Here is a 15,488-nt window from a genome sequence, read left to right as displayed (position 1 = left end):
GTCTGCATGCGCGGAGGCACGCCGCCCCCGTCACATACTTGGATGCGTAGAATCGCGTTTTGGTTCCCTCGCACGGCAAATTGGTTTCGCACACCGTGACTCACCCCACCAAGATCGAAAGCTCTAAGTTAGCCTCACCTACATGCTCAGATCATGGTCTCGCGTCGGCGTCGCAGCCCTCGCAGTTGCATTGCTCGCTTCCTGCGGCTCGACCGATACTGCCGGGCAAGCTGCCGGCAACGCCGATGTCGCGACCGGCGGGGAACGGTTCAGCACGGCAGACACCGAAACGGCGAAGCTCGGCAGCGACGCCGAACCCGGGGTGTTTCCACGCACCGTCACCCATGCTCTCGGTGAGACCGTTATCGAGAGCAAACCCGAACGGGTGATCGTGCTCGACAGCGGTGAGCTCGACGACGTCCTGTCGCTCGGCATCACCCCGGTCGGCCTGGCCAGCCCGGAAAGCGCCTCCGGACAGCCGTCCTACCTGGCCGACAAGCTCGACGGCGTCGCCGATGTCGGAACGATCAACAACCTCAACCTCGAAGCGATCAGCGCCCTCCAACCAGACCTGATTCTCGGCAGCCAGCTGCGCGCAGACAAGCTCTACCCGCAGCTCTCGTCGATTGCACCGACCGTGTTCAGCATCAGGCCCGGATTTCCGTGGAAGGAGAACTTCCTGCTCGTCGCAGACTCCGTGGGCGACGAGAACGAGGCGGTGGAAGTTCTCAACAACTACCAGGCGCGCGCCGACGAGGTCCGCGCATCGATCGATGGCGACCCCACGATCTCACTCGTTCGGTTCATGTCGGGAAAGATCCGCCTGTACGGGAACTTGTCGTTCATCGGCGTGATTCTGCAGGATGCCGGACTCCCCAGACCTGCAATCCAGGATATCGACGAGCTCGCGGTGGAGCTGAGCCCCGAGACGATCACGGAAGCCGACGGCGACCAGATCTTCTACACCAGTTACGGCCGGCCCGAAAGCACCGACGAGGCCACCGTTGTCGCAGGGCCGCTCTGGAATCAGATCGAGGCCGTCAAGGACGGTCGAGTGGAGCGGGTCAGCGACGAAACCTGGTTCCTGGGACTCGGCCCCACCGGCGCGATGCTGGTGCTCGACGACCTGCAGGAGATGCTCGGATCCTGACAGATCCGCAGCATCCTTCCCGCGCACCAGAACGTTTCCCACACCCGAAAGCGTCAGTGTGGGAAGCGATTCTGATCGCGGGAACCGCGACCGGTCACCGGGTTCGCTGTCGAACCGGCCGAGTATGGAACGACGGCATCCGGTACGCGAGCGCGGACGCCGACCGGCCCGCGGCCAGCACGGTGTTGTCGGGGCGGACGAGCGCGGCGCGGGCGTTGCCTGCACTCAACCACCCGTGCAGGGGCGTACCCGGGGCGGCATCGACGACGGTCCCGCCGCGTTCGGTGACCAGCAACCGCGTGTGCTGGCTGACCGGCGCGGCCGTCACGAGCGAGAATCGGCCTGCGGCGGGCCCGTCGTCGAAACGTGAGTAGGTACCCGCTGCGTCCGTCGGGAGGTTCGGGCACAGGGTGCCGGCAAGTCCGTGGCCCCCTCGGTCCAACGCGACAGTGCGTCCACGTAGTGGCGGTGTTGTGCTGTCCGTGACCCGGTGGCTCAGACCGGGGACCCGGTCCAGCCGGGGCGCAAGCACCCCGCGGGCGATGTCACCGAACCGGCCCCCGCCCGTCATGGCGCGTCCCATCCAAACCGCGAGGGTGATCAGGCCTTTCGCATGTGGGCGGCGCTCGGTTTCGTAAGTGTCGAGCCACCCCTCGTCGAGACCGCCCCAGAGCACCCCCGCCACCTTCCATGACAGGCTGAGAGCGTCGCGCAGGCCTGCACCCATACCTTGACCGATGAACGGCGGCGTCAGGTGCGCGGCGTCACCGAGGAGAAAGATCCGCCGGTCCCGCCATCGATCCGCGATCTGTGCGCGGAAGGTGTAATCGGTGATCCGGTGCAGGACCAGATCTTCGACGGGAACGGATCCGGTCCACGGCGCGACGAGCGGTGCAAGCGCGTCGGCAGTCGCGAAGTCCGCAGCACTCTCGCCGTCGAGGAGACGGAATTCCCAGCGATGCCGCCGGTCGCCGATGCGCATGTACGTCGCCGCGCGGTGGGTGTCGCACACCTGGTGCACGCCCTCCCACGCGCCGAGTTCGTGGTCGGTCTCGATGTCGACGACCAGCCAGCGCTGCTCGAAACCGAGATCGGTCATCGTTGCGCCGATACTGTTGCGCACCAGACTGTTCGCGCCGTCGCACCCGAGTACGAACGCGGCCTCGGCCACTTCGGCGGTGCCGGTCGCGCGGTCCTCGAAGACGACCCGCACCCGGTCGTGTGTGACCTGGTCGACGGCAGTCACCTCCACGTCGCCGCGGAAGGTGACCGTAGGCAGGGTCGCGAGATGTGCCCGGAGAATCGCCTCCAACGCCGGCTGGTCGAACATGTTCGCCTGTGGGTAGCCGTGGATGCCGACTCGACTGTCTCGTGTGAACTCGGCGAGGACGTGGTGATCGCTGTCGAGGAGTCGCAGTCCGAGCGCGGGCCGGGAGACGGCCGCGAACGCGTCGGCCACGCCGAGCCGGCCGAGGATCCGATACACCTCGTCGTCCAGGTGGACAGCTCGGGGCATCGGATAGACGTCCGACCACCGGTCGAGTACCAGGCAACGAACGCCGTACCGAGCGAGCAGTGCCGCTGCAGTGACACCGGTCGGTCCTGCCCCGACCACGATCACGTCAACAGGTTCCGTCGTCCTCATATACTCGCCCCGACAATGCCGTAGAGCACAACCAGCATGGCGGCGACCAGCGCCGGTGCCGCACCCTTCGGACCGTCACCGCTTCTCAGGTGGAGCACCGCACCCGAGAGGACCAACACCAGAAGGCACCCACCCGCCGCGACCCCGATCAGGGGAAACGCCAGGCCGACGAGGAGTCCGGCCGCGCCGAGGATCTCCAGGACGCCGATACGTCGGTAGGCCGCCTCGGTGAATCCGAGGTGAGCGGCTCGCTCTGGCATTCCGAGTCGTCCCGTGACCTTGGCGAGCCCGAACATGATGAAGGGCAGGGCCGCGAGCACCGCGAGGACAACTGTCAGTGCGGTCACCGGGTGGCCACCCGCCATGTCAGTGCGAAGGCGTCGAGAATCTGGGCCAGCGCTGTCTGGTCGGTGCCGGGTTGGGCGACCACGGTGACCGTCACGCCGCCGTCCTCCACGTCGGCCGTCACCTCGACGGCGCCGTCGTGCTCTGCGAGGGCCGCGGTGACGGCGCGGCGGGCAGCGTCGGCCCGCAACGGCAGCTTGTACGGCTTGCCGACCGCCGTCACCGGAAGCATGTCGACGACCTGCACCGACTTGGGGGCGGCGGCAGGTTCGGCGACGTGTTCCTTCGCCCATGCGACGAGGTCGGCTTCGGTGGTGGGAGCGCTGAGGGTGACGTAAGCGACGGGGACCTCCCCGGCATGCACGTCGGGCATCCCGACTGCGGCCGCACCCGTGACCGCGGGGTGCGACAACAGGGAATCCTCGACCTGGGCCGGGTCGATGTTGTGGCCACCGCGGATGATCAGGTCTTTCGCCCGACCGGTGAGGTACACGAACCCGTCCGCGTCGACGGCGCCGAGATCACCGGTATCGAGCCATCCGTCGACCAGCTTGCCCAGTCCGTCGAGGACGAGTCCGCTTTCGACGTCGCGGCCGACGACGTACCCCGGGAAAACGGCCGGGCCGCTGATCGCGAGCACGCCGGAGTCACCGGCAGGCAGGTCGGTCCAGGTGCCATCGTCGTCGATGCGGACCGCCTTGATCCGCTGGTACGGCAGCCGCTGCCCGACCGATCCGGGCCGGGGGTGGTCGAGGAAACTGCGGGCGCTCGCGCACGTCGCCTCCGTCAGGCCGTAGCCCTCGAGCAAGGTGATCCCGGTGTGCTCCTCGAACGCACGGCGCACGGCGGGCGGCAGCATCGACGCACCGACGACCGCCATTCGCAGCGAGCTGATGTCGGCGTCGACGGGCACATTGGCGAGGACGGCGTAGACGGTGGGCACCGCACTCATCGTGGTGATCCCGTAGTGCTCCACAACCTTCCAGAAGCACCCGTACAGCGGTAGATCGCGGTAACCGAGCGGTCCCGCCCACACCGCGTGCTGACCGCGCAGCGTCGGCGCCAACAGTGTCACCACCAGTGCGTTGACATGGAACAGTGGCAGCGCGGCGAAGATCGTCGTGTTCTCGCCCAGCTCCGAAGCTGCCGCGACCGACCAGGCGTCGACGATCTCGTTGCGATGGGTGTGTGCGGCCAGCTTCGGTGCACCGGTAGTGCCACCGGTGTGGAACAGTGCCGCCACGTCGTCCGCGGTCGGCAGCTCACCATCGAATCGCTCGCCGCCGGTTTCTGCGGCGAGCGCAGCGAACGAGAGCACGGCCGCTCCCTCCAGTTCCGCTGCGACGTCCGTTGTCTCGCCTGTCGGGGCGATAAGCAGCACAGTGTCGAGCACGTCGGCTGCGACCAGCGCCCGCACCTGCTCCCATCCCGCCGGGTCCAGCGTGGAGTCGGCGGCAATCAGTACCCGGGCACCTGACCGTTCGAGCAGGTGCCGGATGTGGGTGTCGGCCAACGCTCCGTTGACGGGCATCGCGATACCGGCCAGCTCGGCAGCGAGGGTGGCAGTGATCAGTTCGTCGCAATTCGGCGACATGATCGCGACGACATCGGAGCGGTGGACGCCGAGCCCGTGCAGCGCGTTGGCGTAGCGGTGCACGTCTACCAGCAGTTCGCGGTATGTGCGGCGCGTCGGCGACTGCCACCTTTCGGCGTCGGGAAGCACGGTGATCGCGGTACGGTCGGGCCAGAGGCTGCCGGCCCGCGCGAGGGCCTCGTAGGTCGTCTCGGGCAGACCCCGGTCGTCCAACGGCACCGCTTCGACGGCGGCGAGGTCGCCGGGATGGTCGAAGGTCGCGGGCCAGAGCACAGTGTCCTCGGTGTCGACGGTCATCGGGCGTACCTCACAGTGGTGCGCTGGGTGCCGAGGTCGATCTTGCCGTCGGGGGTCTCGATCGTGATCTCGACGACGTCCTCGTCCTCGAGGTAGTGAGGGTTTTTCGCCTGGGACTTGAAGAATGCTTTCCACTTCATTGCGGGAGGGAGCAGGGCGCCGATTTTCTCCACCACGCGCGGCGGCGCCTTCAGCGCGGTTCCTCCTGGAGTCCCGGTGAGGACGAGGTCACCCGGTGCGAGTCGCTGGAAACGGGCCAGCGCCGCCAGCGCCTGGGCCGGGGCGTAGATCATGTCGGCGCCGGTGTTGTCCTGGCGAGTCTCGCCGTTGACCGCGAGCCGCAACCGGAACTCGCGGAATCGTTCCAGCTCGGACGCGTCCAGGAGAACCAGCACGGGCCCGGTGGGGGTGAAGGTCGGATACGACTTCGCTTCGTAGAACTGGGTTTTGGGAAGCTGGACGTCGCGCGCAGAGACGTCGTTGGTGATCACCACCCCAGCCACGAAATCCGTCCAGTTGTCCGAGTTGATCTCGACGCCGACCTCGAGCGGGCGTCCGATCACCAGGCCGAGTTCCACCTCGTAGTCGAGGAACTTCACGTGCGAAGGGCGGACGATGTCGTCGTGGGGGCCACTGATCGAGCCGGATGCCTTGCGGAAGAACGTCAACGGGATCGTCTCCGGATCCATACCCGATTCTGTGACGTGGCTGACGTAGTTGGTCATCTGCGCGACCACGCGGCACGGATTTGTGACGGGGGCGAGCAGGTCGAGGTCGTCGACCGGGGTGCCGGCGGACGATGCGGCGGCCGCCTCGACGGCTGCGCGGTCGGCGAGCAACTCGGCAGTCGTGGTGGCGGCAGTGTCGACGCGGGCGGCGGTCCCATCGGACGTCAGGGCCCACCAGGCGTCGGCGGTGCGAAGAACAGAGGTACTCACGTTGCAGCTACTTTCATCAGTCCGCGGAGGCGTTCGAGGTCCCACTCGTTGTCCTCGCGCAGGGAATGGATCATGGATCGGAACTCGGCGGCCGATTCTTTTCCCGGCGCGATGCCGAGGAAGTCCTTGGTCGCGGGCGGACCCCACTGGGCCAGGCCAGAGGCGGTCATCGGTGCCCAACCGGGAGCGAGGGAGGCGTCGAACATGTCACCGTCGCTGAAGTGCTCGACGAGGAAACCGTCAGGGTCGCGCCAATAGTCGAAGATCTGGCTGCCCTGGATGTGCCGGCCGATGCCCCAGGAGCGCCGGTACCCCTCGTCCCGCAGGTACTCACCGCCTGCGGCGATCGCGTCGAGGTCGGCCACCTGGTAGGCGGAGTGGACATATCGGTTGGCCGGGCCGAGCGTCATCGCCAGGGTGTGATGGTCAGTGGGTTCCGATCCGCGGTCGCAGCGGATGAAGCTCATCGTCGGACCACGGTGACGCTGGCCGTCGTAGTAGAGGAAGTCGCTGACGATCAGCCCGAGATGCTCCAGGTACCAGTCGAGGGTTCGGCGATAGCGGGTGGACTGCAGAACGACGTGGCCGAGTCGCTGCACCTGGGCCGGCACACGGGGCGGCCGCTGGGTGCGGTTGACGCGGTGCAGTTCACCACCGAAATTGTGGGTCAGTGCAGGCTGCACGGGCAGCTCGTCCAGCTCGCGTGTGTCTGCTACGACGCGGACCGGAAGCCCGTTCGGGTCGACGAGTTCGACGCCGAGACCGCCGATGGACTCCGGCAGGGGTCGCACTGTGCGTTCGGTCGCGTCGGCCAGGCGCAGCAGGTCGGCCACGTCCGCAGCGTGGAAGGTCAATCCGACGAATCTCGACCGCGCACCGGCGCGGATGATCACGCACGGCGCAGCCCGCTCCGTTCCCCGCAAATGCAGTTCGCCAGGCGTCTTCGCTGCCGTGGCGAACCCGAATGCGTGCGCGAAGCGTTCAGCTCCGCGCAAATCCGGCTTCTCGAACTCGAGCCATGCCAAATCCCGGACCTTGATGATCGGGTTCCGTGCTCGGCCCGGGTGCTCTCCCGGAAGCCCCGCCTGGTCGCTGTGTATGCGGACATGAGCGTCGTGGCCCACCGCCGGGCTGGCGTGTGATCTGCGTTGGGGCACCGTTCACCTCCTATGTTGACGAAATCGTCACATGTGACGTGTGCATCAGTCAAGATGTTCTGACGAAATCGTCAGCAATGAAGGTGTGAGAATGGGGTGGTGCCGACACAGACCCGTTCCGATCAGCGCCGCGCCCGCACCCGCGCAGCGCTGATCGCCGCCGCGCAAAAGCTGCTAGCCGAGCGGCGGACGAACGTTCCGGTCCTCGAGATAACCCGGCTGGCCGACGTGGGCCTCGGAAGCTTCTACAACCACTTCACCGACAAAGACGAACTGTTCGAGACAGCAGTCGACGAGGCGCTCGAACGCTTCGGCAGCATCCTCGACCTCCTGTCCGACCACGAGGATCCCGCTGTGGTGTTCGGGCAGAGCCTCCGGCTGACTGTGCGACTCTGCCGCCGAGAGCCCGCGCTGACACGAGTACTGCTTCACCGCGGCCTGGAAATCACAGTCGCCGACCGCGGACTCGTCCCGCGAGCACGCCGCGACATCGACGCCGGCATCGCCGCCGGACGCTTCAGGAACACGGACAGCCGTATCGCAGTGTCCATCGTCGGAGGCGGTGCACTTTCGCTCGCAGCGCTTCTCGACGCCGACCCGTCACTGGACGCAGACGCCGCTGCCGACGACTTCGCAATCAACATCCTGTGCATGCTCGGACTCTCCGACTCGGACGCCGTCGAGATATGCCGAATGAACCTGCCCGACGTCGACGACTTGCTGGTACGGACGGAAAGTGCGTGACAGTGTTAGCTCAGCAGCATTCTTCCCGCGCACCAGACCCCGTTTCCCACACTCGAAAGCGTCAGTGTGGGAAGCAATTATGATCGCGGGAACCGCGACGTCGCGTCACGCAAGCGTCGAAGAAATGGCTACGGCGCGCCGTAACAGCGCCAGGGCACGTATCGCTTACCCGGTCCGGTGCAGGACATCCACCACCCGCCGGGCCATGTGCCGCATTCCCGCTTCGGTGGGATGCAGCTGCCGCGCGAGCGACAACGAGTACCGTCCCTCGAAGAAGCTGGAACCGGGCAGGGCGCATGCGTCGTGCCCCTCGGCCCCGACGGTGACGTCGACGAACTGGGCTCCGGCACTTGAAGCAGCGCCCGCCAGCACACGATTCATCCTGGTGAAGAACCCGTTGACGAACGCGGCGTCGGGGTCGCTCGTGGGGATGTTGGGCCAGCATCCGCGGGTGCCGAAGATGCCGCCGTGCCCGACGAGAAGAACTCGGGCATTCGGTGCCTTCCTGGAAACCGCTCCTAGGGTGGCGGTCACCTTCGGGCCGAGCGCGCCGAGCGCGGCATCCATGCGAGAGGTCACTGCCGGATCGTTCCTGCAATTCGCATCGACGCCGGGCGCGTCGGTGTAGCACGCGGAAACCAGGTTGGGCCAGGCAATGTCGTTTCCACCGATGCTGACCGTGACCAACGTGGTGTCCGGAGTAAGCGATTCGAGTTGGGGCGGTACCGGACCGGCCGACGTAGGCTGCGGCACCGACGTGACATGTTCGGTACGCGCCCCGGTGCACGACACATTCGTGAAGGATTCCGGATGGAGTATCTGCGCCACGACCGCGGGGTATCCGAGATTCGACCGCGAGCACCCGTTGGCGTGGGCTGCGGCGTCGAGATACGGTCCGGCCGCTCTCGAGTCGCCGAGCGCGACGTAGCGGATGTTCGGATCCGCCGAGCCCAGAGCCGGACTCGACAACACGGCGATCGCAGCAACGATCGCCGCCACCACGAACGCGCGCACCGCGGGAATTGGATTTCGTCCCTCGGTCACTTCAGATGCACCAGCCTTCACGAAGGTCATTATCGGTTAACGATGCTGTGACGGCAGTGCAAACGACAGAGTCGCTATGCGGAGATCTACCAAAGCAAACCCGGTTCATCGTTGCGCGGCCTCGTCCAGTTCGGGGACGATCTGCCCAGCGCTCGCAGGTTTCGCCGTGGCAGCGGCCGTGCTCACCGGCGCTACAGTGCGCGCCGTCGTCGCCGCCTCCGTCGACATCGGAACTGTCAGCGGAGCGGTTTCAGTAGCGCGAGTCGACGACTGCGGCGTCGTGACCGCACCGTCCTCGGATGGCGCATCGAGCCCATCGGAGATGTCGCTGACGATCCCGATGAGCACGAAGAAGGCTGCTACAACCACGGCGATCACGACACCGCGACGCGCCTTCGACGGCGGCGGTAGTGGAGGCGGAGGCGCGAAGGCTGCCGGATGCCCGGCCAAGAACGCGCGGTGCCCTGCCTCTGCTCGGGCAGCGAGTGCGTCGCGCTCGGCTGCAACCCGCAAGTAGTGCTCTCGTATCAGCTTGCCGACAGCGAGGTAGACGAGACCGACAGTGAACATCAACTGGACGAGGGCGGGTCCGACGTTGCCGTGGATCAATTCCACGATTGCCAACCACAGCGTGATGCCCGCGAACATCCCCGCGAGAACCCTCAGGTAGGGCTTCAAGTGCGCTCCTCCGGCTACCCCGGCCACACGCACATCGTCGGCGCGGCCTCGCAGAGGAAATCGAACCCGATCACCACGCCGTTACCCACGACCTCGTCACACCTGCCCGGCGCCGCTCACGGGTCGACACCCTCACCGAACCAGCGTGGTCTCCCCTATCCGGCGATTGCCTGCCGCACCGCGGTCGCGATGGCCGTCGCAACCTCCTCAGCTGCGGATTCGGGCAGGCAGGCGTAGCCGCACACCAGCCCTCGCGGTCCCTGCTCGCCGGCGAGCTGCACCGACACCGGGGTCGTACGGACTCCGAGTTGCTCGGCAGTTGCCGCGACCGCCACGTCGTCGAGGCCGTCGGGCAGACGCAACACCACGTGCAGTCCTGCATCGATACCCACCACGCTCACCCCGTCCAAACCATCGGTCCGTCGTCGGAGGGCGCCGACGAATGCGGCGCGGCGAGCCCGGTAGGTGCGCGCCGTTCGCGCGAGATGCCGAGTCAGGGATCCGTCGTCGATGAATGCGGACAATGCGAGCGCCGACGTCGCGTTCGCCCCCTCACCGCACACGGATACGGCCTCGGAAATGTTGGCGCGCAGGGGCTCCGGCGGTATCAGCCAGGAGAGCCGTAGCGTCGGTGACAGGATCTTCGACGCGGTCCCGAGGTAGGCGACGCAGTCGCGTCCGCCGTCGACGCTGCGCAGAGCAGGCAGAGCCGACACGTCGTATCGGAATTCGCCGTCGTAGTCGTCTTCGATCACGAGCATTCCGGTAGCGGTCGCTCTGTCCACCAGCTCGGCGCGACGCGCGACAGGCATGCGCGATCCCAGCGGATACTGATGTGCGGGTGTGCAGTAGACGGCGGCGTCGGTGTCGGCCAGGAGTTGCGGAGGCAGTCCGTCGTCGTCGACGCGAACCGGTCGGATACGAGCGCCTTCGGTGGTCAGCGCGCGGCGGGCTCGATGATATCCGGGATCTTCGAAAGCGACGTCGCGTCCGTCGAGGCCGGCGGCCACCGCGAGGACACGCGTAGCTGCGGCAACGCCGGGGAGTATCACGAGATCATCTGGAGTAACCGCGATTCCGCGGGTCCTGCGCAGGTGCACGGCGAGTGACCGTCGAAGTTCGGGATGGTCCAGCGGATCGACGCTACCGGTGGCCAGCGGTGCACTCGCAGCTCGGCGCCAAGCTCGCCGCCACGAAGGTTCGGCGATGAGTGCTGTGTCGGGGAGACCAGGACGGAGGTCGACGACCGCCGGAGCGGGGCGGGTTCGGGCCGGCGGTATCGGTGCCGTGTCGGGCGCGACCGGATGAGGTTGCGTGTGTGCACGGGCAGCGATGTCGGCCCCGGCGGCGATGCGAGTGGCAGACCCAGGCACTGCAACAACGAATCCGGAAGCGGCGAGCTCGTCGTATGCTTCGACGACTCCACCTCGCGCCACTTCCAGCTCGGCGGCGAGCACCCTCGACGACGGGAGTGCATCGCCGACCCGTAAGTGCCCGAGCCGGATCTGCTCGACGATCGCTTCGGCAATGCGGTGTCGCAGCGGCGTCTTCCCCGCAGTCACGGTCAACGACAGGTGGACGGGAGGGGATACGCGTGGCACGACTACCAGAATACTGGTCTGCTGGTATTGCCGGATTGTGGATCTGTACTCCGGTCCAGATTCCCGGCAGTGTTGATGCCATGGAGACGTTGACTCGCTATCCCGACCGTGCCCGCACCGACCGCGAAGACCTCGATCGCGTGCTCGATGCCGCGACGACCTGCACGTTCGCCACTGTGCTCGACGGACAGCCATGGCTCGTACCGATGTTCTACGCCCGCGACGGCGACCGGATTCTGCTGCACGGCTCCACCGGAGCCGGCGCGCTACGACACGTCACTGCCGGAGCGCCCGTTGCCGTGAGCGTGATGCTCCTCGACGGAATTGTCGTCGCCGAAGATCTGTATCACTCATCGGCGAATTACCGGTCGGCAGTGGTCCGCGGCACCATCGAACAACTCAGCGGAAACGAGGCGATCGACGCCCTGAACCGACTGTCCGACACCTTGATTCCCGACCGCAGCACCGAGGTCCCCGGCCCGTCACCGAAGCAACTGGCCGCCACTTCGGCGCTGGCACTGACGATCCGGCCCGGCGGATGGACCGTGAAGGAACGGAATGCGCCGCCGACCCGGACCGACGCGCCGGGGCCGTGGGCCGGGGTGGTACCGCTACGCACCGTCGCCGAGCGCCCGGTTCCGGCGCCGTGGATATCCGACGATGCGCCACTCCCCGCGTCGGTGCTGCGTCTGATCGCCGGTTACGGTTCGGCGTCACGAACACAGTAGCGTCCCCCAGCTTCTCGCTATCATGAATTTGTTCGTGATAATTAGCGAAAGCGAGGGTGGGTGTGATTGACGAAGCCGCGGATGCGAGCACCGAAGCCCGCTACCTGCGTGGTGATCTCGGTTTCGAGGATGCGCTGCGAGAGGTGACCGGCACCGATGTCGGCCGGGAGTTCTTCGCCCAGATCCTGCACAGCCTGTCCGACCGGAACCCGGCAGCACCGCCGCTGTCCGACCACGACGCGACCCTGCTCGATCAGGCCGGATTCGTCGAAGACCCGGCCGCGGCGGCGACCGTACGGGTGGGTCGCGACATTCGCATGCAGGAACTGATCCGCAATTCACTGTCGATCGCTGAGGCGGCAGACCGTCTCGGGGTGACCGCGGCCCGGATCCGGCAGCGCCTCGGGGACGGCACCCTGTGGGCATTTACGTCGGGCCGTAACCGATTGCTTCCCCCCGCCCAGTTCACTGACACCGGGGTGGTGCCGCACCTCGACCAGGTGGTGCCGTTGCTGGCGAAGGATCTGCACCCGCTGACCGTGCAGGCGTTGCTGACCCTCCCACAACCGTCCCTGACCGTGGAGGGCCAGCCGGCGTCGATTGTGGCATGGCTGTCCGGCAGCGCAGGAACTGCCGCCGATATCGAACAGGCCCGAGGCGTGATCACCGCCGCCGAATGGGAATCGGCATAGATGGGCTCGATGCTGCCCGCACCACCGACTGTTGCGGACCTTCGTGGTGCGGGCGTGCGCCCCGAGGAAGTGTTCACCTGGCAACCGGCCGAAATCGTGTGGCGGGTGCATCGCACCACCGGACCCAATGTGCTGCCGTGGAACAGCATGCGCACGTTCGGCCCGATCCTGAGGTTCGACCACCACCCGCCCCCGCGCGCCGAACATCCCGGCTACGGCGTCTGGTACGGCGCCTCCAGTCCCCGCGGCAGGCTGGCCGAGGCGTTCCAAAGCTCCCGTGTCATCGACCGCCACCGCGGCGACCCGTATCTCACAGGGCTGCGATTCACCCGCCCGCTGAGCCTGCTCGATGTGTCCGGCATCGGCGAGGGGACATGGGCGACCCGGGTCGGCGGCAACCATGCCCTCGACTCCGCAGCGCACGACCGAACCCAGCACTGGGCCCGCACCATTCACCGCGCCCACGACGATCTCGACGGCATCGTCTATCGCGGTCGGTTTGCCGGGAGTGTCTGCATCGTCATCACCGAACGGGCCGCCGATGCGTTCCCCGCGCTGCCAGCGGTGTCCCTCCCGTTGTCGCATCCCGGGTTGTCCGGGCCGATCGACAACGCGGCCTATCAGCTCGGCTACGCCATCACCTGACCCTGCAGTCCCCAGTCATCCAGTTCCGTAGAGTGGATGCACATGCCCTCCGCACTCGACCGCCTGACCCAGCCGCAACAGGCAACACTGCGTGGCCGATTTCCCCAGTTCGACGTGGTCGCCGACATGAGCTGGAATCTCGTCGAGACCACCGTTCTGCAGATTGCCACACCCGAGGGACGGTTCGTCGTCAAGGCCGGCGGCGCTGCGGATCATCACATCGCCCGCGAGATTCGGGCTCACGAGACATGGACGGGCCCGTGGGTCGCGACCGGCCATGCTGCTCGGATGGTCCACTCGGATCGCGACGCCAAGCTCGTGGTGACCGAGTTCCTACCGGGACGGCTCGTCCAGGACGATGACACGATGTCGAGCCTCGATACGTACGCGCAGGCAGGCCGGCTCCTCGCTACGTTTCATGCACAAGAAAGCATCAAGGACGACGGGTACGAGCGTCGCGCCAACGACAAATCGTTGCGTTGGCTCGCAGCGCCTCACCGCATCGAACCCGACGTCGCTGAACGCCTGCGGGCAATGATCCAGTCCTGGCCCACCCCCGCCGCGACGCTGGTACCGACACACGGCGATTGGCAGAGCCGAAACTGGATCATCGACGACGGGGTCGTCCGGGTGATCGACTTCGGGCGAGCGGATCTTCGACCCGCTATCGAAGACTTCGACAGATTGGCGGCACGGGAGTTCGTCCACGTCCCAGGAGCCGAAACTGCTTTTCTGGACGGCTACGGCACCGACCCGCGCGAGCCGAACGCCTGGTTCCGGCAACGCATTCGCGCCGCCATCGGAAACGCCGTGTGGGCTTTCCAAGTTGGCGACGATGGTTTCGAGGCCGAGGGGCACCAGATGATCCCGCAACTACTCGGAAGATAGTGTGGATTCCCCAATCGAAACGCAGACCGTCACGCATCCACGATGGCGCGCAACTTCTCGATCTGCGCGACACGGCCCGCCGCGTCGGGTGCGAGGGCCCGGACGTTCAGCGTCGTCGCGCCGGACTCCTTGAACGCCGCGACCCGTTCGCGGACGTAGCCTTCAGGCCCGATCAGCGAGATCGCCCGGACCAGCTCGTCAGGCACGGCCGCAGCGGCCTCGTCTTTCTTGCCGTCCAGGTACAGATCCTGGATGGTCTTGGCTTCCGCTTCGTATCCATATCGGCATGCGAGGTCGTTGTAGAAGTTCTTGCCACGCGCACCCATTCCGCCGATGTACAGGGCGAGGTGCGGTTTGACCGCATCGAGCAGGTGATCGACGTCGTCACCGATCGCGAGCGCGGGTCCGGCGTAGACCTCGAGTTCGCCGAGTGACGAATCACGACGTGCCGCGCCCTTCGCCAACGACTCGCCCCACACATCCTGCGCCCGCTCGGGATGGTAGAAGATCGGCTGCCAGCCCTCGGCAACCTCAGCTGTGAGCGCCACGTTCTTCGGTCCCAGTGCTGCAATGATGATCGGGATGCGGTCGCGCACCGGATGGTTGATCAGCTTCAGCGGTTTGCCCAGACCGGTGCCCTTCTCCGCCGGGAGAGGGATCTGGTAGTGCTTGCCGTCGTGGCGGACGGGTTCGCGGCGCCACACCTGCCTGCAGATGTCGACGAGTTCGCGGGTGCGGCCCAGCGGGGAGTCGTACGGCACGCCGTGAAAGCCTTCGATCACCTGCGGACCTGATGCGCCGATGCCGAGCACGAACCGGCCGCCCGACACGTAGTCGAGACCTGCCGCGGTCATCGCCATCAGCGACGGGGTGCGCGTGTAGATCTGAAAAATTCCGGACGCCAGCTGCACCGTCTTGGTTTTCGCCGCGAGGTAGCCGAGCTGACTGACGGCGTCGAACGAGTACGCCTCTGCCATGAAGATGATGTCGAGTCCGGCGCGTTCGAGATCAGCTGCCTCCTCGACGGTCTCGGCGAACCCACCGCTGTAGGTGATCATCGTTCCGATGCGCATCGGCAGTACTCCAATCGAACGATCCGGTGTCGAGAACGGATCCGAGTTTCGCGAACCTGAGGATTTACGCAGTTCAACAGTTCGCGGTGCGTGACGCAAAGACACATCGCCGATTCAATACATCAGCAATGCCTATGCCGAGACTCCGGTGGGGTCCCGTACCAGTTGACGGCTTGCTCCGCACGTGGGACCATCCCTCCACTGACCTTGAAAATAGGTCGACCCCGGCCGGTGCGCCAACACCGAACCGGGGTCTGGGCACACGACAG

At 66.4% G+C, this 15,488-nt stretch carries 15 protein-coding genes; 6 read left to right on the top strand and 9 right to left on the bottom strand.

All coding sequences use genetic code 11. The features are described 5' to 3' along the window. Positions 1-142 precede the first annotated feature (142 nt). Positions 143-1,150 (top strand): ABC transporter substrate-binding protein, encoded by a 1,008-nt coding sequence (locus MWU77_RS13980; protein WP_247274004.1) that lies wholly within the window; start codon positions 143-145, stop codon positions 1,148-1,150. 94 nt (positions 1,151-1,244) lie between these two features. Here the strand turns inward: MWU77_RS13980 and MWU77_RS13975 are convergent, their stop codons facing one another. The 5 genes from MWU77_RS13975 to MWU77_RS13955 are packed head-to-tail and all read right to left on the bottom strand — an operon-like array spanning position 1,245 to position 7,126. Next, positions 1,245-2,795, bottom strand: a complete 1,551-nt coding sequence (locus MWU77_RS13975; protein ID WP_247274003.1) for a bifunctional 3-(3-hydroxy-phenyl)propionate/3-hydroxycinnamic acid hydroxylase — start codon at positions 2,793-2,795, stop codon at positions 1,245-1,247. After that, entirely contained in the window at positions 2,792-3,142 is a 351-nt protein-coding gene (locus MWU77_RS13970; protein ID WP_247274002.1) for a DoxX family protein, read from the bottom strand. The genes MWU77_RS13975 and MWU77_RS13970 overlap by 4 nt, the downstream gene beginning before the upstream one ends. Next, the gene (locus MWU77_RS13965; protein ID WP_247274001.1) at positions 3,139-5,031 is read right to left on the bottom strand and encodes an acyl-CoA synthetase; all 1,893 of its coding nucleotides are present in this window, start codon (positions 5,029-5,031) and stop codon (positions 3,139-3,141) included. Before MWU77_RS13965 ends, MWU77_RS13970 begins: the two co-directional genes overlap by 4 nt. Beyond that, positions 5,028-5,969, bottom strand: a complete 942-nt coding sequence (locus MWU77_RS13960; RefSeq protein ID WP_247274000.1) for a fumarylacetoacetate hydrolase family protein — start codon at positions 5,967-5,969, stop codon at positions 5,028-5,030. The genes MWU77_RS13965 and MWU77_RS13960 overlap by 4 nt, the downstream gene beginning before the upstream one ends. After that, a complete protein-coding gene (locus MWU77_RS13955) occupies positions 5,966-7,126 on the bottom strand; it encodes a VOC family protein (protein ID WP_247273999.1) in 1,161 nt (386 codons plus the stop codon). Before MWU77_RS13955 ends, MWU77_RS13960 begins: the two co-directional genes overlap by 4 nt. Before the next feature lie 99 nt (positions 7,127-7,225). Here MWU77_RS13955 and MWU77_RS13950 point away from each other — a divergent pair, with 99 nt between their 5' ends. After that, positions 7,226-7,870 (top strand): TetR/AcrR family transcriptional regulator, encoded by a 645-nt coding sequence (locus MWU77_RS13950; RefSeq protein WP_247273998.1) that lies wholly within the window; start codon positions 7,226-7,228, stop codon positions 7,868-7,870. 165 nt (positions 7,871-8,035) lie between these two features. On the opposite strand, the gene MWU77_RS13945 is transcribed toward MWU77_RS13950, so the two are convergent. The 3 genes from MWU77_RS13945 to MWU77_RS13935 all read right to left on the bottom strand — a co-directional run bounded on the left by MWU77_RS13945 (position 8,036) and on the right by MWU77_RS13935 (position 11,193). After that, positions 8,036-8,884 (bottom strand): SGNH/GDSL hydrolase family protein, encoded by an 849-nt coding sequence (locus tag MWU77_RS13945; RefSeq protein WP_374229878.1) that lies wholly within the window; start codon positions 8,882-8,884, stop codon positions 8,036-8,038. Positions 8,885-9,019: 135 nt separating this feature from the next. Further along, entirely contained in the window at positions 9,020-9,592 is a 573-nt protein-coding gene (locus MWU77_RS13940) for a hypothetical protein (protein WP_247273996.1), read from the bottom strand. A gap of 155 nt (positions 9,593-9,747) precedes the next feature. After that, positions 9,748-11,193, bottom strand: a complete 1,446-nt coding sequence (locus tag MWU77_RS13935) for a PLP-dependent aminotransferase family protein (RefSeq protein WP_247273995.1) — start codon at positions 11,191-11,193, stop codon at positions 9,748-9,750. 80 nt (positions 11,194-11,273) lie between these two features. On the opposite strand from MWU77_RS13935, the gene MWU77_RS13930 reads away from it, so the two are divergent. The 4 genes from MWU77_RS13930 (at position 11,274) to MWU77_RS13915 (ending at position 14,146) form a co-directional block, all read left to right on the top strand. Further along, positions 11,274-11,921, top strand: a complete 648-nt coding sequence (locus MWU77_RS13930) for a pyridoxamine 5'-phosphate oxidase family protein (protein WP_247273994.1) — start codon at positions 11,274-11,276, stop codon at positions 11,919-11,921. A 62-nt stretch (positions 11,922-11,983) separates the two neighbouring features. Continuing rightward, entirely contained in the window at positions 11,984-12,613 is a 630-nt protein-coding gene (locus MWU77_RS13925) for a hypothetical protein (RefSeq protein WP_247273993.1), read from the top strand. After that, positions 12,614-13,258, top strand: a complete 645-nt coding sequence (locus tag MWU77_RS13920; protein ID WP_247273992.1) for an RES family NAD+ phosphorylase — start codon at positions 12,614-12,616, stop codon at positions 13,256-13,258. Positions 13,259-13,300: 42 nt separating this feature from the next. After that, positions 13,301-14,146 carry an aminoglycoside phosphotransferase family protein gene (locus MWU77_RS13915; RefSeq protein ID WP_247273991.1) on the top strand — a complete coding sequence of 282 codons (846 nt, stop codon included), beginning with the start codon at positions 13,301-13,303 and terminating at the stop codon, positions 14,144-14,146. Positions 14,147-14,175: 29 nt separating this feature from the next. Here MWU77_RS13915 and MWU77_RS13910 read toward each other — a convergent pair whose 3' ends face one another. Further along, a complete protein-coding gene (locus tag MWU77_RS13910) occupies positions 14,176-15,219 on the bottom strand; it encodes an LLM class F420-dependent oxidoreductase (RefSeq protein ID WP_247273990.1) in 1,044 nt (347 codons plus the stop codon). Positions 15,220-15,488 lie beyond the last annotated feature (269 nt).

The organism is Rhodococcus sp. F64268, assembly GCF_023015605.1.
In the GTDB taxonomy this organism is placed as follows: Bacteria; Actinomycetota; Actinomycetes; order Mycobacteriales; family Mycobacteriaceae; genus Rhodococcus.
This window is presented reverse-complemented; position numbering and strand designations above follow the sequence as displayed.